34 protein-coding genes are annotated in these 24,558 nt (G+C 70.3%); all 34 read right to left on the bottom strand.

The genetic code is table 11. The features are described from left to right. Positions 1-7: 7 nt before the first annotated feature. Positions 8-2,503 carry a phage/plasmid primase, P4 family gene (locus O7615_RS02380; RefSeq protein ID WP_278175516.1) on the bottom strand — a complete coding sequence of 832 codons (2,496 nt, stop codon included), beginning with the start codon at positions 2,501-2,503 and terminating at the stop codon, positions 8-10. A 131-nt stretch (positions 2,504-2,634) separates the two neighbouring features. After that, complete coding sequence (locus O7615_RS02375) at positions 2,635-2,802, bottom strand: histone-like nucleoid-structuring protein Lsr2 (protein ID WP_278175515.1); 168 nt, start codon at positions 2,800-2,802, stop codon at positions 2,635-2,637. 212 nt (positions 2,803-3,014) lie between these two features. Further along, positions 3,015-3,461 (bottom strand): hypothetical protein, encoded by a 447-nt coding sequence (locus O7615_RS02370; RefSeq protein ID WP_278175514.1) that lies wholly within the window; start codon positions 3,459-3,461, stop codon positions 3,015-3,017. 91 nt (positions 3,462-3,552) lie between these two features. Next, positions 3,553-3,789 carry a hypothetical protein gene (locus tag O7615_RS02365; protein ID WP_278175513.1) on the bottom strand — a complete coding sequence of 79 codons (237 nt, stop codon included), beginning with the start codon at positions 3,787-3,789 and terminating at the stop codon, positions 3,553-3,555. Continuing rightward, the gene (locus O7615_RS02360) at positions 3,786-4,193 is read right to left on the bottom strand and encodes a hypothetical protein (protein ID WP_278175512.1); all 408 of its coding nucleotides are present in this window, start codon (positions 4,191-4,193) and stop codon (positions 3,786-3,788) included. The genes O7615_RS02365 and O7615_RS02360 overlap by 4 nt, the downstream gene beginning before the upstream one ends. Continuing rightward, complete coding sequence (locus O7615_RS02355) at positions 4,190-4,507, bottom strand: hypothetical protein (RefSeq protein WP_278175510.1); 318 nt, start codon at positions 4,505-4,507, stop codon at positions 4,190-4,192. The genes O7615_RS02360 and O7615_RS02355 overlap by 4 nt, the downstream gene beginning before the upstream one ends. 100 nt (positions 4,508-4,607) lie before the next feature. Then, a complete protein-coding gene (locus tag O7615_RS02350) occupies positions 4,608-5,327 on the bottom strand; it encodes a hypothetical protein (protein WP_278175509.1) in 720 nt (239 codons plus the stop codon). Positions 5,328-5,413: 86 nt separating this feature from the next. Continuing rightward, positions 5,414-5,629 carry a hypothetical protein gene (locus O7615_RS02345; RefSeq protein WP_278175508.1) on the bottom strand — a complete coding sequence of 72 codons (216 nt, stop codon included), beginning with the start codon at positions 5,627-5,629 and terminating at the stop codon, positions 5,414-5,416. Next, positions 5,626-5,997, bottom strand: a complete 372-nt coding sequence (locus tag O7615_RS02340; protein WP_278175507.1) for a hypothetical protein — start codon at positions 5,995-5,997, stop codon at positions 5,626-5,628. Before O7615_RS02340 ends, O7615_RS02345 begins: the two co-directional genes overlap by 4 nt. Continuing rightward, a complete protein-coding gene (locus O7615_RS02335) occupies positions 5,994-6,182 on the bottom strand; it encodes a hypothetical protein (protein ID WP_278175506.1) in 189 nt (62 codons plus the stop codon). Before O7615_RS02335 ends, O7615_RS02340 begins: the two co-directional genes overlap by 4 nt. Further along, complete coding sequence (locus tag O7615_RS02330) at positions 6,179-6,988, bottom strand: hypothetical protein (protein ID WP_278175505.1); 810 nt, start codon at positions 6,986-6,988, stop codon at positions 6,179-6,181. The genes O7615_RS02335 and O7615_RS02330 overlap by 4 nt, the downstream gene beginning before the upstream one ends. 225 nt (positions 6,989-7,213) lie before the next feature. Next, a complete protein-coding gene (locus O7615_RS02325; RefSeq protein ID WP_278175504.1) occupies positions 7,214-7,834 on the bottom strand; it encodes a hypothetical protein in 621 nt (206 codons plus the stop codon). Positions 7,835-8,017: 183 nt separating this feature from the next. Then, positions 8,018-8,629: a hypothetical protein gene (locus tag O7615_RS02320; protein ID WP_278175502.1), complete on the bottom strand. Its 612-nt coding sequence runs from the start codon at positions 8,627-8,629 to the stop codon at positions 8,018-8,020. Then, positions 8,626-8,970 carry a hypothetical protein gene (locus tag O7615_RS02315; protein WP_278175501.1) on the bottom strand — a complete coding sequence of 115 codons (345 nt, stop codon included), beginning with the start codon at positions 8,968-8,970 and terminating at the stop codon, positions 8,626-8,628. The genes O7615_RS02320 and O7615_RS02315 overlap by 4 nt, the downstream gene beginning before the upstream one ends. A gap of 38 nt (positions 8,971-9,008) precedes the next feature. Continuing rightward, a complete protein-coding gene (locus O7615_RS02310; RefSeq protein WP_278175500.1) occupies positions 9,009-9,455 on the bottom strand; it encodes a hypothetical protein in 447 nt (148 codons plus the stop codon). A 281-nt stretch (positions 9,456-9,736) separates the two neighbouring features. After that, positions 9,737-10,051: a hypothetical protein gene (locus O7615_RS02305; protein WP_278175499.1), complete on the bottom strand. Its 315-nt coding sequence runs from the start codon at positions 10,049-10,051 to the stop codon at positions 9,737-9,739. Between the two features lie 26 nt (positions 10,052-10,077). After that, positions 10,078-10,413 (bottom strand): hypothetical protein, encoded by a 336-nt coding sequence (locus O7615_RS02300; RefSeq protein ID WP_278175498.1) that lies wholly within the window; start codon positions 10,411-10,413, stop codon positions 10,078-10,080. A gap of 4 nt (positions 10,414-10,417) precedes the next feature. After that, positions 10,418-11,371: a peptidoglycan-binding protein gene (locus tag O7615_RS02295; protein WP_278175497.1), complete on the bottom strand. Its 954-nt coding sequence runs from the start codon at positions 11,369-11,371 to the stop codon at positions 10,418-10,420. A gap of 70 nt (positions 11,372-11,441) precedes the next feature. After that, positions 11,442-12,818, bottom strand: a complete 1,377-nt coding sequence (locus O7615_RS02290; protein WP_278175496.1) for a hypothetical protein — start codon at positions 12,816-12,818, stop codon at positions 11,442-11,444. Continuing rightward, positions 12,815-14,251 (bottom strand): hypothetical protein, encoded by a 1,437-nt coding sequence (locus O7615_RS02285; RefSeq protein ID WP_278175495.1) that lies wholly within the window; start codon positions 14,249-14,251, stop codon positions 12,815-12,817. Before O7615_RS02285 ends, O7615_RS02290 begins: the two co-directional genes overlap by 4 nt. Beyond that, complete coding sequence (locus O7615_RS02280; protein WP_278175494.1) at positions 14,248-15,201, bottom strand: hypothetical protein; 954 nt, start codon at positions 15,199-15,201, stop codon at positions 14,248-14,250. Before O7615_RS02280 ends, O7615_RS02285 begins: the two co-directional genes overlap by 4 nt. Before the next feature lie 14 nt (positions 15,202-15,215). Then, positions 15,216-16,100 (bottom strand): hypothetical protein, encoded by an 885-nt coding sequence (locus tag O7615_RS02275; protein WP_278175493.1) that lies wholly within the window; start codon positions 16,098-16,100, stop codon positions 15,216-15,218. Next, the gene (locus O7615_RS02270; protein ID WP_278175492.1) at positions 16,093-18,105 is read right to left on the bottom strand and encodes a hypothetical protein; all 2,013 of its coding nucleotides are present in this window, start codon (positions 18,103-18,105) and stop codon (positions 16,093-16,095) included. The genes O7615_RS02275 and O7615_RS02270 overlap by 8 nt, the downstream gene beginning before the upstream one ends. A 104-nt stretch (positions 18,106-18,209) precedes the next feature. Then, complete coding sequence (locus tag O7615_RS02265; RefSeq protein ID WP_278175491.1) at positions 18,210-18,392, bottom strand: hypothetical protein; 183 nt, start codon at positions 18,390-18,392, stop codon at positions 18,210-18,212. A 179-nt stretch (positions 18,393-18,571) separates the two neighbouring features. Further along, positions 18,572-18,835 (bottom strand): hypothetical protein, encoded by a 264-nt coding sequence (locus O7615_RS02260; protein ID WP_278175490.1) that lies wholly within the window; start codon positions 18,833-18,835, stop codon positions 18,572-18,574. A gap of 109 nt (positions 18,836-18,944) precedes the next feature. Next, positions 18,945-19,487, bottom strand: a complete 543-nt coding sequence (locus O7615_RS02255; protein WP_278175488.1) for a hypothetical protein — start codon at positions 19,485-19,487, stop codon at positions 18,945-18,947. A gap of 9 nt (positions 19,488-19,496) precedes the next feature. After that, a complete protein-coding gene (locus O7615_RS02250) occupies positions 19,497-19,895 on the bottom strand; it encodes a hypothetical protein (RefSeq protein ID WP_278175487.1) in 399 nt (132 codons plus the stop codon). Then, positions 19,892-20,188: a hypothetical protein gene (locus tag O7615_RS02245; RefSeq protein ID WP_278175486.1), complete on the bottom strand. Its 297-nt coding sequence runs from the start codon at positions 20,186-20,188 to the stop codon at positions 19,892-19,894. Before O7615_RS02245 ends, O7615_RS02250 begins: the two co-directional genes overlap by 4 nt. 4 nt (positions 20,189-20,192) lie before the next feature. After that, positions 20,193-20,462: a hypothetical protein gene (locus O7615_RS02240; RefSeq protein WP_278175485.1), complete on the bottom strand. Its 270-nt coding sequence runs from the start codon at positions 20,460-20,462 to the stop codon at positions 20,193-20,195. Continuing rightward, positions 20,459-20,899 (bottom strand): hypothetical protein, encoded by a 441-nt coding sequence (locus O7615_RS02235; RefSeq protein ID WP_278175484.1) that lies wholly within the window; start codon positions 20,897-20,899, stop codon positions 20,459-20,461. Before O7615_RS02235 ends, O7615_RS02240 begins: the two co-directional genes overlap by 4 nt. Before the next feature lie 4 nt (positions 20,900-20,903). Continuing rightward, complete coding sequence (locus O7615_RS02230; RefSeq protein WP_278175482.1) at positions 20,904-21,827, bottom strand: P22 phage major capsid protein family protein; 924 nt, start codon at positions 21,825-21,827, stop codon at positions 20,904-20,906. A gap of 16 nt (positions 21,828-21,843) precedes the next feature. Then, positions 21,844-22,284 (bottom strand): DUF4355 domain-containing protein, encoded by a 441-nt coding sequence (locus O7615_RS02225; protein WP_278175480.1) that lies wholly within the window; start codon positions 22,282-22,284, stop codon positions 21,844-21,846. A 149-nt stretch (positions 22,285-22,433) separates the two neighbouring features. After that, a complete protein-coding gene (locus tag O7615_RS02220) occupies positions 22,434-23,174 on the bottom strand; it encodes a hypothetical protein (RefSeq protein WP_278175479.1) in 741 nt (246 codons plus the stop codon). Continuing rightward, positions 23,174-24,556, bottom strand: coding sequence for a phage portal protein (locus O7615_RS02215; RefSeq protein ID WP_278175477.1), 1,383 nt, complete (start codon positions 24,554-24,556; stop codon positions 23,174-23,176). The genes O7615_RS02220 and O7615_RS02215 overlap by 1 nt, the downstream gene beginning before the upstream one ends. Positions 24,557-24,558 lie beyond the last annotated feature (2 nt).

Genomic DNA, 24,558 nt, shown 5'->3' with positions numbered 1-24,558 from the left:
GGCGCTCCTATGCAAAGACGTCGTCGAGACTCGGCCCGGCGGTAGGGGTGCTGTCGCCTTGCCTATGCGCCAGCGGGCTAGCGACTGTTCGCGCTTCGCCCGGGTTTTCTTCGGCCGCCTGGTCGGTCGGCCGGGCGAGCCGGATGCCATCGAAGACCACGCCCGTGTTCGCCCGCTTCTTCACCGCTCCGCGCTCTTCCAGCGCCGCGAAGAACGCCCGCCGGGTCCAGCGCTCCTTGGCCGGTAGCGCCTCGTCCTCACACCACTGGCGGTACGCGTCCCACGCGATCCGGGCCTGCACCTTGCCGCCCTCTTCGAGCGTGAACACGCCCGGGATCAGGCCGGCGAGGGCGTCGGAGGTCGCCCGGTACTCCCGCGTGGCGTCCTTGATCGCCGCCGGGTCGCCGAGCCCGTCGCGGTACCACTCGACCGCGCCGCGGACCGCCCAGGCGAGGATGCCGGGGGCCTCGGCGAGCAGCTTTGCGCCCAGCTTGTGATCGCGCTCGGCCGGGGCGAAGTACCGCTCCCAGGGGACGAGCTTGACCCGGCGCCAGAGCCCTTCGTCCTGCCCGCGGAACTGGGGTTTGAAGTTGGTCGCGAGTTGCAGGAGGAACGTCGGGCGGAACTCGAAGAACTCCTTCCGCATGAACCGGGCGCTGATGCTGTCCCGGCCGGTGACCCGCTTCAGCACCGCTTCAGCCATCGGCCGTCCCTGCTCGCCCTCGGCCGCGAAGACGAACCTGGCGCCCTTCAGCGCGGCGAGGTCGTTGGGGATGCCCCCGGACGGCTTCTCCTCGAAGGTGGCGAACGGGGTCGTCACGGTCAGCTCGCGGAAGACCTCCGTCAACGTGTCCGTGTAGACGCTCTTGCCGTTGGCGCCCTTACCCCAGAGCACCACGAAGCACTGCTCGCCGGTCTCGCCCGTGATCCCGTAGCCAACCAGGCGCCGCATGTACGCGGGCAAGCCTGCGTGCCGCTCGTACGGGAAGACCTCGCGAAGGAACGCCTCCCACCTCGGGGCGGTCGCTTCGGGGTCGTAGTCGAGGTCGACCATCCGGGTCAGCAACAGCTCCGGGTCGTGCGGGCGCAGCTCGCCCGTACGCAGATCGATCACGCCGTTCCGGGTCGCGAGCAGGTGATGGTGCCGGTCGAACTGGTCGAGGTCAGCGGCCACGCCGCGCAGGGCGCGCAGCTCGCGCACCATCGCGTCAATACCCTTCGAGCTGTTCGCGGCCTTCGCGAACGCCTTCAGCTTCCCGACCCGGGCGCCCAGCTCCTTCGCCTCGGCCTTGTCGCCGTCGCGGGCGACCTCCTTCAGCGCCTCGGCCAGCTCGAACGCCTCAGCCCAGATCGACGCCGCTACGTCCTGCGCTGCGGTCCGGACCTCGTCGAGCTTGTCGGCCCGCCACACGCCGCCCCGCAGAATGAAGAAGCCGGCCTCGGGGGAGTAGCGCACGCCGGACCCGGCCGCCTCGAAGTGGTCCTTCAGCCGGCGGGCCGAGGCGACCTCGGTCAGGTCGGCGTCCGTCCATGCGTCGAGACGGGCCTTCAGCGCGCCGGGGTCCTCGGCGCTGACGACCGCCCGGATGAACTCCGTGCTGAAGCCCTCCGGGTGTCGGCCGCGCCAGTCGGTCAGGTCGTCGCCGTCGACCGGCGGACGGACCGACCGCGCGGACAGGCCGCGCTTCGCCAGCTCGGCGCACAGGGTACGCGCGAACTTGTCGCCGGACGGGTCAGCGTCGCCGCACACCACGACCGGGCGGCCGTCGGCGAGCTGGGCGACCTCGTCCGCCACGCTCGCGGCCAGACCAGCGCCGCGCACGAAGGCGACGTCGTACCCGGTCGCGCACGCGGTCAGGCCGTCGCCGGGGCCCTCGGTCACGACCAGCTCGGCCCAGCCAGCCTCGCCCGGGAGGTAGCCGACGCGTGCCCAGCTCTCGCCCTGCGGGCTCTTCGCGCCGAGCCACCGGACCTTGGCCCGGGGGTCGAGCGCGCGGGCCTGGTAGCCGCGCGGGACGCCGTCGCGGTCACGGAACGGGACGACGAGGCGGGGGCCGCCGCCCAGGTCGACGGCGTATCCGAGCCCTAGCCGGTCCCAGTCGGTCGAGCTGATCCCGAACCGGTCGGCCGCGTAGCGGTACGCCTCGTCACCGCCGGGCGTGTGCGAGTCGTTAACCCACCCATCGAGCTGCGCCGCCAGCGCCGCCACCGCAGCCGGGCTCGCCGGGGTCGAGGTCGACCGGGCGCGCGTCGGGGCGTCGGTAGTGTCGATGTTGTGCAGCTCGGCCACGGACATGCCGAGCGCCAACAGCACCGCGCCGGGGCGCAGCCGGCCGGGCTCGCCGTCCACGGTCGAGCACCCGGCCCGGCACTTCAGCAGCACCGCGCCGGACTCGCCGACTGCGATCCGCAGGGACGGCCGGGAGTCCGCGTGCGCCGGGCAGACGGCGAGCCAGCCGTCAGCGTCGTCGGCCGCGCCGAGGCGGTCGAGGAAATCGGTCAACTTCACAGGGTGGCCCTTCGTCGTCGAGCAGGACGAAGGGCCAATGCGCCAGGCGGGGGAGGGGTGTTCAAGGGCCGGAAACGCGAAAGAGCCCCCGGCCGAAGCCGAGGGCTCTTTGCTGTGCGGGTGGGTCAGGCGGCCTTGCGGCCGGTGGCGGTCTCGAAGGCGGTCCGGACGTCGCCGGACAGCCGGCCGCGCTGACCGACGGCGATCCCCCGCTCCCGCGCCCAGGTCCGGATCTCGGTCACGGTCGCCGGGGCCTGCGGCGCGGTGTTCGCGGTCTCGATGGTCTCGTTCACGCTGTGCTCCCTTGTCGTCGAGGGTGCCCGTGCGGGCGGTCAAAGTGCTTATGCGCCAGGGGCGGCCGAGCTGTTCAGCCTGCGCCGAAGTCGCTCAACGATCTGCGCCCGGGTCGGCTCGGTCCAGGCATGCCACTTCACGAGCGGGTGCCAACGCCGGGCGTGGTCGCGCTCCGGGTGGCCGCAGTACCGACAGCCGAGAGAGACGATCTTCACTCGGCCTCCCGCTCTGTGCCCTTCGGGAACGGCTGCGCCAGCTCGATAGCCACCAACCGCATGTGCTGCTCGAACGCGGCGGGCGCCCGCTCGGCGAGCAGTGCTTCCGCCCGCCGCAGCCGGGCGTAGACCCGCGCCCAGGTGGCGAACGTCTGCACGGCGTAGCTCTCGCCGACGGACCGGCGGACCCGCTTGACGAAGGCGACACCATACGACTCGCCCGCGTGTAAACGCTGCTTCTCTGCACCGTCGAGACCGAGCCGGATCGCCTCCTCCCACGATCGGTACGCCTTGCACTGCCCGACCCACGGGGACAGGCCGTGCAGGTCGCCCGTGTCGGCGAAGCCCTCTTGCGCGACCCGCCGGGCGTCGATGCCGAAGAGGCGCAGGGCGCGGACGCAGAGGGTTTCGTACGCGGTGCCTTTGGCCTTCGCGGCGCTCACCGCTGGCACCAACAACGGCCGAGGTACACCGCGCTCGGCGAGTGCAAGCCGAGCAGGTGCCCGAACCAGGTCGCGCGCCACGGCCGCCGCCTCACAGCGCCGCCCCGCACGCCGGGCACGCCGCGAATGCCCCGCCCGGGTGGGCCGGGTCGAGCGTGCCGTGAGGGAAGTTGCAGACCACCTGACCTTGCCGGCGGGCTGCGGCGCGTTGCAGCGTCGCGAGGGTGTCGAAGTTGGCAGCACGCGTCGCCACGGCGAGAGCGCGGGCCAGTCGCTCAGCGACGGTACGCATTGCGTCGGCGAAGCGCGAAAGGTCTTCGGGGGTCATTCGCTGCACCTCCGGTCGCTCGCCGCGCGCCACGTCAGCCCGCACCGCGCACACTTGTCGTCGGCACTTATGAAGGCCGGTAGGTCGTGGGTCTCTCGGTTGGCGGCCCACTCGGCGTACCGACGGTCCCGCGCAGCACGCACCTCGGCGGCGGTCAGCTTGCTGGTCGTCGGCAGCGCAGAGACGACCGTCAGCCGGTCGGCGCCGACGTGGACGCGGTCACGGCCGCTACCCGTGTACGACCGCCGGATGACGTCGAGCCAGATGCGGCCGGACGGGCTCAGCATCGGGTCGCTGACCCGCGCCTCGACCAGCTCGACGGAGCGACCGACGGTCGCGCCGTACACGACCAGGGCGCCCGGGGCGATCTCGGTACCGCGCCAGTCGCGCGGGGTGTCACTCACCGCAGCCCCATACCGTGAAGGCGCTCGACCAGCCGGGCTGTGTCTTCCGAGCGGTCGTAGTAGTTGCCCCCGGTCCGCTTCGTCAGGTGGGCGTGGAATTCGCTCAATGACTCGACCGGCATCAGATCGTCTACGCCGACGCTCTCGAACGGCGATGGGCAAGAGCACCCGGAGTCCTCGGCAAAGAAGAACGCCCCATCAGACTTTCGACGCCACACCACCGTTAGGTCGAACTCGTAGCTACCGCTCGACCAATCGACCTCGCCGACGGTTTCGAGGCCGAACTTCTCAGGGCTGCCGTAAAGCTCGTACACGTTGGACCCTCCAAAACAGAAGGCCCCGAGGCCGGTAGCCCTTTGGCGGTACCGGCCCCGGGGCCAAGGATGTGCTGTGCGTTAACCGGTTAGCGGATCATCAGTACGGAGGTTCGTCGTCCTCGCGCTTCGGGGCGGCCCCGATCACATCGACGACGGGCTTCGTGAAGGACTTCGTCTTGCCGATCTTCTTGTCCTCGTACGACACGACTTCCAGGCTCAGCCAGGCGTACGCCGGACCGTCGATCTCGCCGAGCGCCTTCTCCGTGGTCACGATGTCGCGGACGAGTGACCACGACCCGCTGTTGAACTTGAACCGGCCCAGTTCGGGCGAGTCCGCCAGCGTGAAGAAGATCGTCGTCGAGGGCTGGCACCCCCGCCCGGCCCGCGCGGCGTCCTTCCTGTCCTGGAAGGAGGCCGGGCACTCGCACGGCTGACCCTTCGCCGGGTCGTCGGCGTCCGTGCCGGTCTGATCGACGCCGTCACAGCGCCGGATCGCACCGGAGCGGCCCCACAGGACCATCTCCTGCCGGATCGCCTTCGGGCCGTCGAGGATGATCTTCACCCGCTCGGCCCCGGTGAACACCTCCAGGTTGTCTTCGCCCTTGGTCTCCCAGCTCTGCGCCTTGTCACCACCGAACAGGCCCCGGATGGCCTCGGCCACCTCGGGGTCGCCGGTCGTGATCCGCCACTTTTCCAAGCTGGCCGGACGGCCGTTGACCTGATAACCGGACCGGAACCGGCCGACCAGGTCCCGCGCGAAGTTCTGGCGGGGTTTCGGCTCGGCCTCGGGGTCGGTCTCCCAAATTCGCAAGCCCACGTACGGGCTCCTTCCGTTGCTGGCGCGGGGATCAGCCGCGCCGGGATGCTGTCGAGGGGCTTATGCGCCAGCGGGGCGCGAGCTGTTCAGGCAAAGACGAGCGCAGCGAGGTGACTCATGAAGAGCACGACCACGGCGGCGGTCGCCACCAAGGCAGCCCGCGTCGCCGAGGACGCCAATCGGGCCGACTCTGCGGCGTTGGTGAGCGCCCGATCGGCGTAGTACCGGGCGAGCCGGACGTGATACCGCGCGCACTGCATGCGGGTCAGGCCCCAGTACCGGCAGTCCTCGTGTTCGGTCACGCGGGCCCCAGCGGCAGACCAGGCGGCCGGCTGATCGAGACCGGGACCTTCGAGGTCTTCGGCGAGTGCCCCAGTACCTCAGCGATCTTGGCCGAGCGGCGTGCGCCCATGTGCGGGAGGACCGCGCGCATGATCGCCTCGGCCTTCGGGCCCTGGACCTCGGCGTGCCACATCGCCTTATGCGGGCGGCCCTTCAGCGCGAGACGGACCGACACGCCGAACAGCGTCGCGGCACGGCCGATCACGTCGCGGTCGACCATCGCGACCCGCACGCGGGGGTAGGTGCCCCGTTGCAGGTCGAAGGCGCCTTCCCCTTCGAGCAGGCCGGCGAGCCAGATCACGTCTTCACGGGTGGCTTGTTCGATCACTGCGCCTCCCCGGCGAGCGCGGCCTTCAGGTGGTCGGCGAAGCGGCGGACGCCCTTCGCGTTGTTGAAGTAGCGACGGCGCTTCATCCGGGCCTCGAACTCCTCAGCCTCAGCGAGCACCCGGCGCAGCATGTCGGCCTGGCCCGCCGCGAAGACGTCGGCCTCGGCCAGCTCGTCCGGCGTCATGCAGCCCTCCGCGGGGCGGCGGTCCGGCGGGCCGGCATCGACGAGGGCTTCGCGTTGATCGGCATACCGACCACGGCCTCTTTCACCTCGCGGTCCCAGGTGAAGACCTGCCGGAGGACCTTGAAATACTCGAAGGTCTCCTCGTCGGCCCGCACCGGGTAGAAGCCCCAGCCCTCCGGGCGGACGTGCAGCACGCCGCCGCCGGTCGAGCTGGGCTGCGGGACGCGCGAGCCGTCCGGGCGGATGATGAAGTCGGCGAAGCGGTACGCGGCGAGCTGAAGCGCCACCTCGGGGTGAACGCCACTGCGGGTCGTCTTCCAGTCGAGGAAAACCCGCTCGCCGTCGATGACCGCGTAGGCGTCGAATGAACCTGCGTAGTCGAACTCCTCGGACCAGACGGTCTCTTCGAGGAACACGAACTCGGGCTCGAACTCCCGCGTGAACGCCTCAAAGTGCTCGACGAACGGCCGGTAGTCCGGGTGCACGCGTCCGATGGGCTCGCCCTTGGCCAGCTTCTCGAAGAGGTCGTGCACGGCGGTCCCGGTCTCGGCAGCGGCGCCGGTCGAGCGGCGCGGGGCGCCCTTCAGGAAGTCGATGACGCCCTGACGCTCGCCGTTGAGCCGGAGCCCGACCAGCTCGCCGAGGTTGTCGGTCGCGTACTCGGCGACGACCTTTGCTGCCCAGTGCTGTAGGAACGGTTTCGGCAGCATGCCGAGAATCGAGGTTACGCCCGGGGCTTTCTTGCCGGTCTCGGGCGAGACGTAGAACCGGGAGCCACCCCGGGAAATGGTATGGATCTTTGGCACGCTGGTCTCCCTTGTGCGCGCGATGCGGACAAGGGGCCTATGCGCCAGGGAGGGCCTAGCTGTTCACCTGCGGAGACGCGGAAGCCCGCCGGGTGCGGGCCGAGCCGGCGGGCGGGGCTGCGTGTAGAAGTGACCCCAGTTTCTGCACTTCTATATTTCTTCTTCTAGGAGGAGAAGAAGCTCTAGAAGAAGAAATAAGGGAGTGTAGAAACTGGGGTCACTTCGTCACTCCTCCGGCGTCACCGCCTCGCGCAGCTCTTCCGCGCGGCGCACGAGCCGGGAGAGCACCGTCCGCGCCTGGGTCCGCGCGGTGCCGTGCAGCTCGGCGACCTCAGCGACGGACACCCGCTGAAGCACGACCAGCGCGCCCGCTATCGCTCGGCTGACGTCGGGGCTGCTGGCGGCGTTGCGCACGGCGTCCAGTTCGGCGAGGGTCGCCTGACGGGCCTCACGCTTGCGCTCGACGTAGCCGCCGGGGGTTAGGCCCAGCTCGGTTACCGTCGCCGCGCCGAGGCGGTCGCGGACGAGCCGGCCGAGGTGGTACCGGACGGCTACCTGTACGGTTGCGGCGTCCTCGCGGCTGTACCCCGCGCGGTCGTATAGGTCGCGTAGGTGAGCTTTGTAGGCGCCGGTCCGGCCCGACCAATCCGGCTCGTTCTCGGCGGTTAGGAAATACTCACGCAGATCGAATGCCCACTGTGCTGCCTCGCGATACAGGGCTGTCCGGCGGGCGGTTAGATCGTCGGGGACCTCACGGCCAGCGCGCTCGATTGCCGCAGCGGTCCGGCGCAGCGCACGCAGCGTCTTCACTAGCGTTTCGCTTAGCTCGTCGCGTGCGTCGCTCATGATCTGCCGTCCTGCTCGTCGATGTCTGGGGCCAGCGTAAGGCCCGTTAGCCGGTTAGCGCAGCCCTTCAGGCTTAGGTAGCCCTTAATTCTTCAGGTCGTAACAAACGAAGGCCCCCGCCGCGAGCCAGCGTAAGCCGGCAAGCGACGGGGGCCTAGGGTCTTGATCGAGACGTGACCTCAGTTACAGACGTGACGCCAGTCTGTCAACCTCTTTCAGCAGAGAGTGAAGATCCGACCTGTTGTGTAGCGCTGCGTGCGCCGGGCGACCACTCAACGCGGTCTCGCTGATGTGCTGGTCGGACTCGTCCTGACCAGGGCGGGTGACCCGCCAGAGCACGCCCCCGGCGGCCTCGATCGCATCCGCCTCGTTGGGGAAGCGGACGTCCGTGATCACCACGGGCTGTGACCTGTGCGCGACCTCGTCCATGACCACGCGGACCCAGAAGTGCGGGTCGAGGTGGCGCACGCTGACACCAAACTGTTGCAGGGTACGCCGCACCTCGCGGTGGGCCTTCGCCTCCTCCCAGCCGACCGCCGAGACCACATCGGACAGCCGCAGGGACCGCCCGACCGTGTCCAGCGGCGTCACGATCGGATCGGCGATCAGCGCGCACTCCCGGAGCGCGTCCGCGAAGGCGTACTGGCGGAAACCGTGGGCCTCGACGAGGCGTGCGGCGATCGTGTCCTTTCCGGCGCGCTTCTTCCCCATCACGCCGATGAGAGGTGGGCGGGCCGGGCGACGGGAGAAGGTGGCCTCGATCAGCTCGGTAACGGCCTCACCCGGGTAGGTCACGCGGCCTCCTTCAACGTGTGTGGCCTCTCGTCGGCGGCCCGGCCGCAGTGTCGACACCGGGCGATCACTGCGGCAACCCGCGCGGCGTACGCCTCGTCCGTCTCGATCGGACCGCCCATCGTGGAGACACGCCACGGCCCCGGCGGCGGGGGGCATGGCTCGAAGTCGTGCGCGTACTGAGCACGGAACTCGCTCGGCGTCGCGACCATCGGGTCAACGCCGAGCGTTTCGGCCAGTCGCCGCAGTGCTTCGACCTCTTCCGTGTCGAGGAATCCGCTACCGAAGTCGAGCGAGTTACACACGGCGTCGAAGAGGATGCGGAGGTCTTCCGTGCCGACCACCGACTGATCCGCGAAGACGAATTCCTCTTGCCCCTCGGTCACAGCCGGCCCCCGTCGAACGGCTCGCCGCCGGCCTGAAGGACCGGCGTCGCGCGACCTTCGTCGACCTGCACGGTCATCCACTCGTCGGTCTTCGGCGTGCGGCCCTTCTCGACCAGCCATCCGCCGTTGCCGCGGACGTAGGTGTAGGGGTTACCACGCGGGCCGTAGCGGACAACGACCACGTCACCCGGGCGCCAGGCCGGAGCCGGCCGCCGTAGGGCGTGGTTGCTGATGACGAAGTCCTTCGCGCTGTTGTCCGGGCGGACCTGATACAGCCCGACCCCGTGCCGGGCGATGATCCGTACGGTCCCCCCGCCCAGGTCGTCGCGCAGCCGGGCGCGGGTGCCGGGCGGGAACGGGTCTCGCGCGGCGGCCGGCTCCCGGCGTTCTTCCGGGTCGCGGTCCCACGGCGAGCCGTAAACGTCGTGATAACTGAGCCCCATCGGGCCTCCCTGCGTCGGGGTGAATCGGACGCACGGCCAATGCGCCAGGCCGAGGACGCCTGTTCACGGGAGTTTCCCGCCCGTCTCGTCGCCGGGACTCGGGCGTCCCGCCAATCGCCGCCGGACGCACTTCGCCGCAGGCACGCCCACGCCCGCCCAACCGCCCGCCAGCTCCCGGGCGACCGCCGAACGCTCGCCCGGCGAACCGACCCCGGAAACGCCGAAACGCCCCGCTCCCCGGGCGAGCCGGAGGGCGGGGCGCTGGCGGTGCAGAGCGGAACTCAGGCGGTCAGCTCGTCGTCGAGGTCGTCCGCCTCGGGCGAGAACGAGCCCGCCCCGAACCCGCCATCGGCGCTGTCACCAGGGGCGACAGCCGGGACGAGGGGCGAGCCGTCGGCGTCGCGCGGGTCGGCGACCGGCGTGACGTGGCCGCGGCCCCAGTACGCCAGGGCGATCGGGATCACCGCCAGGGCGAAGGGCTCGACCGCGTCGGCTATGGCGGGCGGGAGGATAACGCCGAAGTGGGCGAGGGTGGCGTAGAGCAGGCCCAGGCCGGCGATGATCGCGGCGCGGGTGAGGAGTGGCTGGCGGGACATGGCGTCCTTTCGGGCGGGACGGGCGGTCAGGTGGCGAGGTTGATTACGACGCCCGCCGCACCGATGGCGAGGGCGCCCACGGTGCCGACGGCCGCCCAGACCGCTCGGGGCGTGACCACCGGGCGGGACTCGACCGCCCGGAGCCGGGCGTCGACTTCGGGCGCGGTGGAGGGGCGGGCCTCCTCGGCGCGAAGGCGGGTCTCGACGTCGCCCAGGCGCCGGGCGTGCTCGTCGAGCTTCGCGCCGTGCTGGGCGGTCACCACGTCGACCTTGCCTTCGAGTCGGGCGAGGATGATCAGCATGGAGGCGGTCCCGCTCGGGTCGACGGGGTCGGTCGTCGTGGTGGTGACGTGGACGGTCACGAGGTCACTTCCGGAGTGCTGTGATGGTCTGCTTGCCGGCGATCCCGTCGACCTTCAGTTTCCGGGCACGCTGGAAGGCGGTCGTAGCGGCCTTCGTCTTCGGCCCGAACTCGCCATCGGCGTCGACCTTGAAGCCGTGCCGGGTGAGCCGCCGCTGAAGCTCGGCCACGTCCGACCCGGCGTTGCCGGCCCGCAGCACGCGCCGGCCGAAGCCGGTTCGGATCGCGGGTAGGGTCAACCCGCCAACCTCGCCGTTCGGGTTGAGCATGTGCAGACGTTGGAATGCCTTGACGGCGTTCTCGGTCTTCGGGCCGAACTCACCGTCTACGGCCAACTTCGCGCCGCGGGCGTTGAGCATCGTCTGAAGCTCGCGGACGTCGTCGCCGGACATGCCCCGCTTGAGCTGGCGCGAGCCCAGCTTCGTGACCGGCTTCGGGGCGGGCTTCGGTGCCGGCTGCGGCTTGCCCTCGACGATCGCGAGGTACCGGCGGAAGAGCGGCGAGAGGTCCCGCCCGGCCTTCGTGGCGTCGCGGAAGAAGCTGATGTGCGTGTGGGTCAGGTGGGACTTGTCGCCGGAGCTGCGCCGGCCGAGCCGGTCCCAGCGCTTCACGGTCGCGCCGTCGGGCGAGTAGATGACCTCGCGGATGTCGAGCGTGTCCGGAGCGCCCTTCGCGCACTCGGCGACCAGCCAGACCGAGAACGTCCGGAGGTTGTGCCCGTTGCGGAAGAACTGGCCGATATCGAGCGCACTCGCGTTGATCGTCAGCCCGGCCTTGTCCCGGGCGCTCTCGTGAACGCTGTAGTCGTTGGTCACGACGCGGTCCGAGCCGCAGTGGTACCCGCCGCGGTGGGCAGCGTCGCCGACGATGCCGACGCTCAGCGGATGCAGGCCGTACGGCTGAAGGGCGTCGAGGAGGAGGGTCCGTACGGTGCGGAGATTCTGAGGGGCCGCAGTCACGCGGGCTCCTTTCGGGCACGCCGAAGAGCCCGCCCCGAGGCACGGGACGGGCTCTCAGCGGATGGAGGGGTTACAGCTCGGTAGCGATGACGCTCACACCGGTCGCCGTGCCGTTGATCCTGGTGATCCACACGTCGCAGCCGGTCGTGCTGATGTTGGTTGCGGAGCACCCGGTGACCGTCGTGCCCGGGGCATTCGTCAGGGGGCTGACGGTCACCGCGATGTTCGCCGAGGTGGTGAAGAACCCGGCAGGGAAGTTGACCCTGAGCATCGTCGGAGTGTTGGCGACGGGCGTGATAGTGACGCGGGTTGACCAGGTGCGCTGACGGAATCCTCCGGTCCGGAGCTGCCCGGCCGTGAGCACTCCGGCGACATCAGCAGACCCGGCAGAGAGACTGCCGGCCACCTCGGCGTCACCGGTAACCGTCAGGTCGTCGACCTCGGCGCGGTCGTACACCTTCAGCTCGTCGGCCTCGACCACGCCGTACACGTCCAGGGCCGGGCCGTCTTCGTCGTCGTGCCCGTTGCCGAGCACGGCGGAGGGAGCGGTCAGCTTGCCTCCATTGGCGACGTGGAAGCGCACCTCCCACGTTCCCGGGTCGTCCGGGTCCGGGTACGCGATCTCCCAGTCGCCGTCAACCGCCCAGGTCACGCCGTTCGTTGCGTTGAGCCAGAAGTGGCCACTCTCGATGCTGACCGTCCCGCCGTGCTCATCGCTGGACATGTGCATCGACGCCGACCCGTTCCCGTTAATGTTCGGGCCGACCAGCGCGGCCGACACCTCGTCGGTGTTCGGGTCGGTGGCCGAGCGCAGCACGGCCGGCAGGATCACAGCGTCGCCGGAATCCTGCGGGCGCAGCTCGACGACGGCGCCGGCCTCCGGGTCGTTCAGGATGCGCACCCGCGAGCCATCCGGGCCGGGCACGATCAGCGTGGCGCCCGTGATGGTCTTGCCGTCGATCGCGGTCGCGGCGACCTTGTCCGCCGTGATCGCGTTCGCGGCGATCTTGTCGGCGGTCACGGCCTGGGCGACCAGCTTGTCCGTGGCGATCGAGCCGGCCGCGATGTGCCCGGCCTGGATCGCGCCAGCGACGATCTTCGGTGAGCTGATCGCGTCGTCGGCGATCTTTGTTTCCGTCACGGCGCCGACCGCGAGCATGGCTTCCGTCACGGACTCCTCGGCCAGTTCGAGATCACCGGCGATCTCGTCCAGCAGCTCTTGCGGGACCGTGTTGGCGTGGACCGCGGCGTCGTTGTAGCCGACCACACCGTACGTGCCGTCGCCGAGGTCGCCCATGACGATCGCGGGCAGCCCGTCGGGTCGGTTGATCGTCAGCGATCCGCCCTCGATCGAGGTGTGCGGGGCCTGGGCGGTGCGCTCGACGGCCGCCAGGCGGCGCTTGATGTCGGCGAGGGTGCGGGCGATTTCTTCGTCAGCAGTGGTCACTGTGTGGTGAACCCTCCATCGGGGGTGGCCGCGTAGATGAATGAGTCGGAGCGCCGTAGCTGAAGCTGCGCGCGGCTCTCGCCGAGCAGCGACCAGCCCACGATTCGGTGCCAGATCGCGATGTCGCCCAGCCACGGGATGCGAGCGCGGACCTCGATGTCGTCGCCCAGCGCCCACGACCCGATCGGGGCATGCGGGTGGTCGACGACCTCGATTGCCTCGACCGCGGCGGTGTCACGGCTGTTCAGCATTACGGCGCGAGTGAAGCTGTCCATGCGGGCGCGGTTGGTCACGGCCTTGTCCGTGTAAACAGCCGTGCGGCGCAGGCGCCCGTCCCGGATCGCGGCGTGCGAGGCGATCGTCTTCGATCCCTCACCCGCCCCGATGCCGAAGACGGCGTTGGCGTACTGGCCACCGTCGCGGCTGACCGGCACTACCGACACGATGTTGACGCCCTGCTCGAAGGCGAGATCGTCACGTCGTCGGCCGAGGCGCGGGTAGCCGATGCGGATACGGTGGGCGATCTCGTCGCCGGCCCAGCGGTGCTCTTCGGCGTAGTCGAACGGCGTTTCCTGCGCGAGCTTGTCCAACTCGCTACCGCAGTCCGGGGTGTCCCACCACGCGAGTTGATACGGCTCGGCCGGCACTGCGGCCTTCGTGCGCTCCGGCGTACCGGCGTGGTTGACGTACGTGCCCTTGTTGTGGCCGGTGGCGTCCGACGACCCGACGCCGCGGGTCAGGCCGGTCAGCTTCAGGCCCGTCCGCCCGTTGACACGGATGGTCTCGTTCCCGACGGTTACGTTGTACGGCGGGTCGAGCTGGCCGAAAGCGGCCAGGGTCGCGAGGTCCAACGTGGTCTGAGACGCCGTCATGGCGTTCTTCAGCTTCGCCCGAGTGGTCGGGAGGATCTGGTGTGCCGGCACGTCGCTCCGTCGGCGCCACACCCCGCCGATCTGCACTTCCTTGTAGGCCGGGATGCCGGGGATGCCGAGCCGGACCGGCGTTGTCGTCCCGTCGACCGCCACACTGAGGTTCCCGTCTGGCTGCGACTGGACGTGCGACCAGACGTGGCGGAAGGCGGTAGCCGGGTCGACGCCGACCACGGAATACTGTCCGGTGTAGGGGATGCCGTGCGGGTAGCTCGCGAAGCCAGACGCTTCGAGCTGCCAGCTACCGGACTCGAAGGCGCTCTTCGTCAGGATGCCGCCCCAGCGGATCTGGCCGTCGGCCTCGGCGTAGAGCAGCGTGCCCCACTCGGTGAGGATCGGCTGTCCGTCCGGGCCGCGCAGGGTGGCGTACTCCGGGCTGATCGTGCCGCGGAGCGACCCGGGGCCGGACAGCGCCCAGGTCAGCTCATCGCGGCGTAGGGGTACGTCCCAGTCGACCCACGCGCGGGTGAGCGCGTGCTGTGCGATGTACCGCCAGCGGGTCACTCGGGGACCTCGTACCACTCGACGTCGACCGTGATGGTCGTGCCTGCGTCGACCTGAAGCTGTCCGGAGCCGGTCTCGCGCGTCCCCATGAACCGGATGACCTGGTTCGTACCTCGGATCCCCGCAGGTACCGCCAGTTCCCCGCCGCACAGGTATGTGCTGCGGCTCGCGTTGCCGGTCCAGTTTTCATCGAAGGTCGTCCGCTCCGACACCGCGTGTCCCGAACCGATCTCGCAGCGCACATACCCGAAGGTGTTGGCCGCGTTCAGGCGCATGCCCGAGGACGTCACGACGACCCGCGCGTACGTCGCCCACGAAGGGACGGCGAGCGGCCTCGACGTGGCAAGCTGTTGGTAGCTCGCCGAGGTAATCGAGATGGTTGACGCTGGGTAGATCAGGTCAAGATGCCGTTCCCTGCGCGGGTTGGCGATCTTCCGGACGTCCTTGACCATCGCCTGCGTGATCGTGCCCGTGCTCGCGGGAATGTCGATCCGCGCGAGCGCGATAGCGCTGTAGCCAAGGCCGAGCTGGGCAACCGTGGTCGTCGAGGACGGCACGTTGGAGATCACGCGATAATGGATGTAGGGACCGACCTTGACATCCGAAGGGTTGCCCCAGGGCTCGCCCGGCATGAAGGGGTCCTCGACACGAGCCACGATCAGATCGGAGCGTGCGCTACCGCCGGTAGGGGCGATCGCTAGGGTCGTCTCGCTCGGCGACCGGCCTGCGTACGACTGATACGCCCCGCCCGCCGCCCGGCACGTGATCGCGCACGCGCCGGGGGCGATCCGAACGGAGGTACCGGGCACCGCCAGGGCGCGTACGAGCATGTCCCCCGCGCCCATGATGCCCTCGTTACCGCGCAGCGCGGCGTAGGCGACCATCCGGGCGACCTCGGGGGAGTGCTCAGCGCCGCCGCCCACGAACCACGGGACAGGGTCAAGAGCCACCGTTTACACGCTCCTTACGGGGATGCGTGCGCGTCGCGCCAGGCGATCCGCACGGAAGAGGTGCCGGTCTCGTCGGTGCCACGGAAGGCGACCTCGTGACGGCCAGGAGGAATGGTCATGTCGGCGAGGCGAGGCGAGGTGCGCGTGAGAGCGCCAGCTACCGACCCGCCGCCGTTGAGCAGCACCGACCGCGACCAGGGGCGAGGGTCAACCGTCACCGTGCGACCGACGGCGATCGTCGTGCGCAACTCCACCCGCCAGCGGCCAAGGATCTCGACGACCGGGTTGGTGATCGGCCCGCGGATCTGTAGCACGGGCCACGCAGGCAGCTCGCCGCCCACGTCGAGCACCGCCGACCGGTCCGACGTCGCGGTGGTCGTCAGCGGGGAGCCGAGGACGCCGGTCAGTCCGCCGCCTAGGGGCGGTGCGAGGGTCACGGTCCGGACGGTCTCGGTGGTTGCGTAGAAGAGGTCGTCGACCGTCTCGAAGGTCGCGCCGACCAGCAGCACGCCCTCTTGCGCTTCGTTTTCCTCGACGGCGAACCGCCGCGGACGGCCGAAGACGGCTCGCTCTCGGCCTGCGTTGCGCGTGCGCAGCTCGGCGGCCACCCGGGGCGTGCGGCGGATCGTGTCGCCTCGCCACGCCCGCGACAGCCCCGCGAGGGTCGTGCGGGCGGCGGCCTCGGTGGCGCCGAAGACGCCCAGCTCTAGCGTGACCACACGGTTGCCCCGGTAGTCGTCGCCCATCATCACGCCGTCCTCGCGCGGGCGGGGCTCGTCCTCCGACCGGATCTCGACGTCGCCCCAGTCCGGGGGACCGACCGTCACGATGGGCAGATCGGCCGGTCCCCAGGTGATGTCCGTGCCGCTGTAGAGCAGCCGCATCTCTCCGTCACGCATAGACGCCTCCCCGTTGGATGCGCCGCAGCGCCCACGTGACCTCGTCGAGCTGGTCGCGGACGGACTCGCCGGACGGCGCGAGCGTGAGCTGACCAATCAGCGGCGATCCGGACGAGCGGCCCCGGGCTGCGGCCGTGACCGTGCCGACGTTGACAGTCGAGGCGTCCGGGATGCGGGCCAGCGCGGCGACCGCCTTCGTCACGGCGCCGGCCTTCTGGCTGATGCCGCGGGCCATGCCCTCCGACACGTGCCGGCCGAGGCCCATGAAAACCCGGCTCGGCGAGTGGATGCCGAGCGCCTTTTTGACGTAGGCGGGCAGGCTGTTGGTGATCGCCGAGCGAACCGCCGAGATGATCCGACCAGCGCCAGCACGGATGCCGTTGATGAAGCCGGAGATCACGTCGCCAGCGATCGAGCGGAAGCGCCCGACCAGCTCACGCATCGGCGCGGTCACGCGCGATGCCAGATTTCGCGCCGCGCCTAGGATTCGGCCTGCGCCAGCGGTCCACGCGGACAAGCCGCGCGACATCATCGAGGTGAAGAACCCGACCACGCGCGAGACGAGGCCGGAGACCGTGCTGAGCAGCCGCGAGCGCAGCAGCAGCCCACGGGCGAGCAGGGTGTTTACCCAGGTCAGCGCCCAGCCGCTGATCTTGCCGAACATGCCGGAGAACCAGCCGCCGAGCTTGCCGAGCAGGCCCTTTGCCAGGCCGCCGAGGCGGCCGATCATGAGGATCTGGAAGGCGCCTACGATGATCTTCCAGGCACCAGAGGCTATGGTCTTCAGGCCATCCCACATCCGCGACCAGTCACCCGTGAAGATGCCGGCGAGCAGCGTGAACAGCCCTCGGATAATGCGGATGTTGCCGGTGACCACATCGACGATGCCGCCAAAGACAGACTTGATAGTGCCGAGCACGACCGAGCCGATACCGAGCTTCGTCCAGAGGAAATCGAAGACCCGCGAGGCGCCGTCGACGATCGGCGAGAGATCCGTCAGGACGGACCGAATGGTCTCGCCCCACTCGCGGAACATCGGCGCGGCCCGCTCGCCCAGCTCGGCGAAGAACGGCCGTAGCTGCGTGGTCCATATCTTGGCGAACCGCCCGCCGACCGTGCGGAACGTCTCGCCGAGCGTCGCCAGCGGGGCGCGCAGGGTGTCGAAGTATCCGCGCAGGCGGCCGAGCGCGTCGCTGCCCTCGACAGCACCGAAGAGCCGGGCGACGGTCGCGCGGACGCGCTCGATCGCGGGGCCGACGGCCGCGTGGATCTGGCGCCCGACCGCGACCATGCGGAAGAACCGCTCGGTCAGGGAGACGAGGTGCCGGCCGAGCGCCGGGAGCCAGCGCTCCATGCCTCCGAAGAGGCCCTGAAGGAACCGCCCGGCCAGGGGTGCGCCTTCGGCGAGGATTACGAACATGTCGCCCAGGCCGCGGCCGAGCGCGCCGAAGTCCAGGCCGTCGATGACCGGGGCCAGCCCCTTAACGGCCGTGGTCAGGCGGGGTACCAGGCCGGTCACCATGTCGGCCAGCGAGCCGGCGAGGCCATCGACCAGTGGGGCGCTGTCCTTACCGAGCGCGCCCAGGTCGATCTTCCCGAGCGCCTTCCGGAACGTGCCGGCGGCGCGGATCATCGGCGCCTCGAACGGCTTCGCGAACTGTTTGAGGGCTTTCTTGCCGTCGTCGACGAAGCCGGACCACGCCCGTTTCACCGCTGGCGCGCGGATGGAGGCGGCCACACCTGCGGCGATCACGCCCAGGCCGAGCGCCGCGAGCAACGTGGCGTGCAGGGTGGCGCCGAGCACGGCCCAGGCCGCTGCGCCAGCTGCGGCCACGATCGCGATCAGCGGCCCCCACTTGAAGGCCATCTTGAAGGACGAGAGAACGCCGGAGGTCAGCGTCTCGCCGAGGCCCGCAACGAGGTTCCGGGCTGCGCGGAGCCCGCCGCCGCGAGTGCTCCGGTCGGCCGAGTCGTTGAAGGACCGGCCGAAGACGAGGCCACTCATCTTCCCGGTCTCGCGCAGGTGAGGCTCGATCTCACGGCGAGTGTGCTTCCCGAAGCCCCTCGCCGACGGGATTAGCTGAATAGTCGCCCAGCCGACGCGGGTACTCATGGGATCTCGCCTCTCTGTCGCGCGATCCGCTCGCGCTGCGCCTTCAGGCGGTCGATGACGCTGGGCTTGTTCGCCGCGGGCTTCGCAACGGGAGCTGGGCGCATGGGGTGGGGCTCGCCGGTCAGGGCGCCGTAGATGTCGGCGAGGAGGGCGACCGTCGGGTCAGCTCCGTACGTCACGCCGTGGTCCGCAGCCCAGGTCGCCGAGCCCGGCGGAAGGTGCTCGACGTAGATACTCAGCTCGCGCCAAGACAGCCCGCCGCGCCATAGGTCCGTGAGCCGGACGCCGTAGTACCGACGGAGGTCAGCTTCCAGCGCCCGGCGGCGGTCACGGTCACGGATCAGCGCGGCGAGCTGCGTCAGTTTGGGACGTCGGCCGCGTTCTGGATCGCGTCGAAGATGTCGCGCAGGTCGCCAACGGTGCGCTTCGTGCCCCGCGGCTTGAACTGCTCGAACTGCGCGGGGCCAAGCAGCAGCTTGACGCAGGTCACGATGTTGCCCAGCTCGTACGCCTCCATGGCGTCGAGGTCCCACTGAGCGGTAGGCGGCACGGTGTAGCTCTGGCCGGCGTGCTCGAAGGTGACCGGCTGGCCGGTGGCCTCGGCCTTGGCGGGGTTGGACATGGGGTCTCCTCGGGGAGTCGGCGCGGAGGGCGCGGAAGAAGGGCCCCGAGACCGTCCGCGCGGCGGTCCCGGGGCCGGGGTGTTGCGTTGACCGGTTAGCGCGACGAGGTCAGTCGATCTCGCCGGACAGCTCGGTGTAGAGGTCGCCGTTCGCCTCGGGGTAGAGGGTCACGAGGAAACTGGTCGCGGTCAGCTCGTTCTCGGATTCCTTGACCTCGCCGTCCACGTCGGCGGTCGCGCGCTTGATAATCCGGCGCTTGACCTTGTTGCCGTCGCGCAGCTCCATACCGATCGCGAAGTCCGCCGAGAGCGGCACCCGCACGATGGACGTGGTCACGCCGTCGGCCGTGGTGCGCGAGCTGCCCGGGTTGGCCAGTTCGAAGGTGACCTCGTTGTCTTCGAGGGCAACGAACTTCACGGTGCGCTTGTGCTTCGAGCGCGTCTTCCGGACGAGGATGCCGCCCCATGCGAAGTGCTCGGCCTCCTCCATGTCGCGCTCCCAGGTGAAGCCCTCCTCACCGTCGAGGAGCCCGGCCACCTCCCAGTCGACTCCCCAGGGAGTCGTCAGGTCGGTCGGGCCGGCGGTGCCCACCGGGGCCACGAAGACATCGGCGCCGGCCCACTGGCCGGCATTGGTCGGGTCGCCCGCCATCGGGCCTCCTTACGCGGCGCGCGGACGCATCCGCGCAGAAACGGTGAAAGAACAGAGGGGCTGCCCGGTATCCGGGTCGCCCGTGGGAAGCGGTCCGGTCTGCGGGCCGAAGCCGCGCACGTCCGGGCCGCCCTCATAGGCGAGTAGTGCGGCGTGCGTGCGGGCCGAGAGGTCGCAGCCTCCGGCGTCGGTCTCGCCCCAGACGGCCACGCGGACGGTCGCGGAGAGGCCGACCCGCTGGCGGACGAAGGTCCCGTCGCACGAGACGCGTGCGTACGGCAGCGCCGGCACGTCGCCCGCGGCGAAGTCTTCGAGGCGCTTCGTGCCGAAGGTGACCTCGGGGAACCGCTCGCGCAGGATCGCTAGCACAGCCGCGCGGGGGTCGGCGTGCATGATCAGGGTCGTCACACGCCGTCGGCCTTCCGCTCGGTCACTTCGAGCCCGACCGACGCCGCCGCCTGAATCAGCGCGCCGTACTTCGCCTCGACCGCCAGCCCGCCCGCGTGGGCGATCGTCACCGCGCCGGCCTCACGGTCGGTCTGGTAGCGGTCCGACTCAACCGGCATCCGGTGGCGCACCACCGACTGATGCGCGGCGACCTGCGCGTGTACCGCGGCGGTCGCGCCGTCGATCAGCACGCCCACGCCCGCGCTCTTCAGGATGGTCCGGATACCGTCATAGTCGATCTTGACTTTGCGCACCGGATCACCTCCGTCTGAGTTGGACAGCAACGCGGGTCATGACCTCGCGCGAGGGCGAGCGCAGCCGCTTCGGGTCGTCGGGCACGTCGTACGTGTCCTCGCCGATCGTGAGGCGGTCGCCGCGCTCGACGTCGGCGCCGGGCGGCATGAAGACGGCCGAGCCGGTCAGGAACCCGGCCAGCTCGCCGACGGGCGCGTGTGGCCCGGACCCCGGGTTGCCATACTCGTCGGCGGTCGTCTGTCGGAGCACGATCACTGTGTCGGGGTACCTCACGCGACCACCCCCGGCATCGGGTCCGGCTCACCCGGACCTCCGTACGCGCTCGGCGTGCGGACCGTGTAAACACCCGAGCCCGGGAGCTTGCCGGCTGCGCGGAGCACGATCGTGCGCTCCGCCGACGTCAGGTAGCCCGACGTCGACTCGCGTGCGTATTGGTAGGAGTAGTCGCCGACGGACTCACCGGAGTACCCGTCAGGGTTGCGGTAGGCCCGCAGGGCGGCACCGAGGACGACCGTCACGATCACGGCCGGGGCCGTGACCGTCGTACCGTCCTCGGCGACCCAGTCCCGTCCGGCCTCAGCCCGGACGAGCGTGGACGCGTCTTCCAGCGCCACACCCGCCCGGACGAGGTCAGATCCGGACAGCGACCCCGGGGCCTGCCCCAGCCGCCGCTCTAGCTCGGCGACCGGGGCGAGCGGGGGCAGGGGCATGGAGTCAGTCCTCGTCCGGCTCGGTGCCGGTCAGCACGCGCAGCGCCGGAGTGACCAGCGAGGTCGTGCCGCTCTTGTCCAGCCGCTTGACCTGCATGGCCTTGGTACCGATGTAGGTCTGGAAGACCGACCGGTCCTTCAAGACCTGGCTGTCGTAGTCCTTGACCCAGGTCATCGCGAAGCCGTTTGCCGAATCGCTCGCGGAGAACGCAGCGCCGTCCGGCGGGAAGGGCGCGCGGATGGCCAGGGTGAAGGAGTCGCGGCCGTAGAAGACCACCTCGTCATCAGCCAGCCGGTTGTTCTCGACGGTGTTGAAGCTCCGCACCCGGCCGACGTTCGCGTTGCGCAGTGCCTCGGCAGAGCCGGACTCGGACACGCTGGTGAACGCGTTCGCGTCAACCAGATCGGCGTAGACGCCGGTACCGCACGCGGCCCACAGGCCATCGGCGGACAGGCCCAGGTCTCGCAGGATCTTCCGGGCGCGGGTGAACAGCAGGTGGGGCTTCTCCGGGTCGTACGGCAGGCCGACGCTCTCGGGGAGCGCCTGCAAGGTCTCGACAGCGAAGTTCTCGATGTCCTCGACGATGCCCCGGACCTGTGGCACGACCACCTGCCGGGCGAAGGACTCGATGTCCATACGCATCTGGACGTCCGAGACGTCCACGGCGCTGTAGACGTGGTGGGTCATCGCGACCGGAACGGTGTCCTCTTCGATCGTGTCGACCGTGATCGGAGTACCGTCGGCCGACAGCAGCCGACGCCGGGCCTTCAGGGTCGCCGGGACGCGGACGTTCACGACGGTGCCCTTACCCCCGCCGAAGTTGTCCTCGTAGTCGCGATTGAAGGTGCCGGCGGTGCCCAGGTCGTCGCGGACCAGGGCGATAGCGGTCCGGAGCACCTGCTCCGGAATGACGAAGTCGTGCGGCATTTACCTCTCCCAGAGGTCAGTAGCGCCGCGCCGCGCGGGCGACGGCGTCAGGGTCGAAAGCGGGGGCGGCATCGGCCGGAGCGCGGCCCGAGACGGGCGCGGGCCGCGGCAGGGCGCGGGGAGGCGTGACCGGGGCGGGCTCGGCGGGGCCGAAGTCCTTCGCGACCTGCTCGGCGCTCGCCTTGATCTCCTCGGCGGTCTTGCCGGTGACGTAGCCCGCGAGGTGGGCCGGCACCTTGGCCTCAGCAATGGCCGCGCGCTTCGCGGCTTCGAGGGCCTGAGCCTGCGTCTGCGCCATCTGCGCCGTGATCGCGTCGAGTTGGGTCTTCAGCTCGGCGACCTCGGGGGACGGGCCGGAGCGCTTCGCCTTCTCCGCGGCCAGCTCGGCACGGAGATTGGCGATCAAGGCCATTCCACGCGCCTCGTCGTACGGGCCGTCGAGCTTGACAGCGGGCACGGCCGGAGCCGGGGCGGGCGGGGTTGCCGGGGGCGCCGCCGGAGCGGGCGCAGGCGGGGTGACGGGAGCCTCTTCGGGCACGGGGGATCGACCTCCTGGGTCGGTAGAGAGCGCGGGGCCTGCCCGCGTGAGGGCTCGCAGGGCGCGAGCTAGGAGCGCGCTTCCATCGCGCGCCGGAAGGCGTTGATTGCGTCCGGCCCGGACAGGCCGGCGGTCGCGCCCTTCCAGATCGCCGCGTACTCCCGGGCCGCTCCCGGCCAGGGGTCGCTACGGCGGTAGACCGGGGCGACTACACAGCCACATCCGTCGTGGTAGGGGTCGTCGGCACCTGCGGTCTTCGCGCTCTTGTAGATCGGCCCGCGGCTCGCGAGCATCGCGCAGAAGTAGCAGGGATCGCCGTCGGTGACCCGGGCGAAGCCGAGCGCCAGCCGGTCACGACGGGAGGTGTCCCGGATCGTCTCGCGGCCGGCGTTGGTGACGTGCCGGATCGTGGCTCGCGCGGTCGCGGACCGACCTCGCGCCGCCGCCTGGGCGGGTGAGTCGCCGTCCGCAGTCGCCCGCTTGACCGTCACGGGGCCGGTCACGAGCAGGGACGTAGCGAGCCGGGCGTACGGGATGTCTCCCGCGTACGCCAGCGCCGGGACCTCGTCGACCACCCGCAGCGACTCGCGGTGGGTGAGGTAGAAGGCTCCGGCGGTCAGGGCCGATACCCACCGTGCGTCGGCGACGATCTCGGCCACCACGCGGGCGTACGCCGGGAAGGTCGCGTCGAGGCGCTGCGGGTCCAGCAGGGTTTCGTAGGCGAGGGTCACCCGGGCCGCCGCGTCGGCGCTGAGCTGCGACTGAAGGCGCCGGTACTCATCCGCGACCTGCGCGGCGGTCGGCACCATCAGGCGGCCTCGGGCGTCGCCTCGGTGCTCGGGGTGGCCTCAGACCGGCGGGCGAGCTGAGCGGCGAGCTGGGTAAGCCCGTCGCTGGACTTCGCCATCTCGCGCCATCGCTTGATGTCCTGATCAGTCACGCCCGGGATGCGCTCCCACGCGGCCTCAGCAGGCACCGAGAGCATCTGCACCATCTTGCCCAGGGCGTCGACCGTCGCGGCCATGCTGCGGGCCTCGGTGTCCCGCCAGCGGATCTGTGCCGAGTCATCGTTGGCCGATTCGGTGTCGCCGTCCGCCAGCGCGGCCAGCAGTAGCACCTGCTCCCACGACTCACCGAAGATCGTCTCGTACTCGCCGATCTTGCGCTGCGTGCTGGCCTCGGCCGCCGCGAGCGCGTCAGCACTCAGGTTGACCAGGTCGCCGAGGAGGACGTGAGGGCTGAGCTGGGCGATAGCCGCGAGCGTCCGGACGCCGGACCCGTAGGTTTCGAGGTGTCCGGACACGTCGGTCTGGTCGAAGCTGCCGAACTTGGCTTCGTGGTTGTCGGTGACCCAGAGCCGATCTACGGCCGCCTGGAATGGCTCGACGGGCTGGCCGAAGAGCGGGGAGTCGGGGTCCTCGACCGTTGGGATGGCCAGGCCGGTCGCCCAGCGCTGCCTGAACGACGCGTACTGAAGCGCGATCAGCAGCGAGAAGACAGCCTCGTTGATCCGGTCCTGAAGGGTCAGCAGCGGCGTGATGATGCCCCGGTTCTCGCCGTCGAGGCGGTCGCGGAAGCGGACCAGCGGCGTCACGCCGAGCCCATGCGCGGCGGACGAGACGACCCTCAGCGTCCCGCCGCCCTTCGGCATGGCGAGCCGGTGCACGGCCGTGGCGTCGTACAGGTCGTAGAGCTGGTCGCCGTCGGTCGACTTGCCCAGGATGTGAATCCCGTGGAGCGGCCAGTCGTCACCGTCGTCTTCGAACTGCGCAAACGTGCTCAGCGCGGGCAGGGGGCGGATGCTGGGCGCCTTCGGAGCCCTCAGGACGCGCACGTAGCTCGCGCCGTATTCCAGCGCGCCGCGGGTGGCGATCGTCTGCCGGGCGTCGAGCCGGTTCGCCTGCCAGTACGCCCAGGGGCGGGCGTTCTCGTGGCTGTTGCCGGCCCGGAAGCCGTCCACGAACAGGCCCTTGACGTACGTCTCGCTGATCAGCGGGAGCCAGTTCGTGACGCTCTTGCGCGCGATCTCGCGGTACTCCGCACGGGCGCCGCGCGGGGCGTACGGTAGGTCGTGCTCGCCGCGCAGGTACCGAGCGACCTTCCCGGCGCCCTTGTGCGGGTTGCCGGTCTCGGTCGCGTGCTCCCCGATCAGCTCTTCGGCGAGGCCGACTATCACGCCGTCTGCGGGCACAA

This window comes from Micromonospora sp. WMMD1082, from assembly GCF_029626175.1.
In the GTDB taxonomy this organism is placed as follows: domain Bacteria; phylum Actinomycetota; class Actinomycetes; order Mycobacteriales; family Micromonosporaceae; genus Micromonospora.
This window is presented reverse-complemented; position numbering and strand designations above follow the sequence as displayed.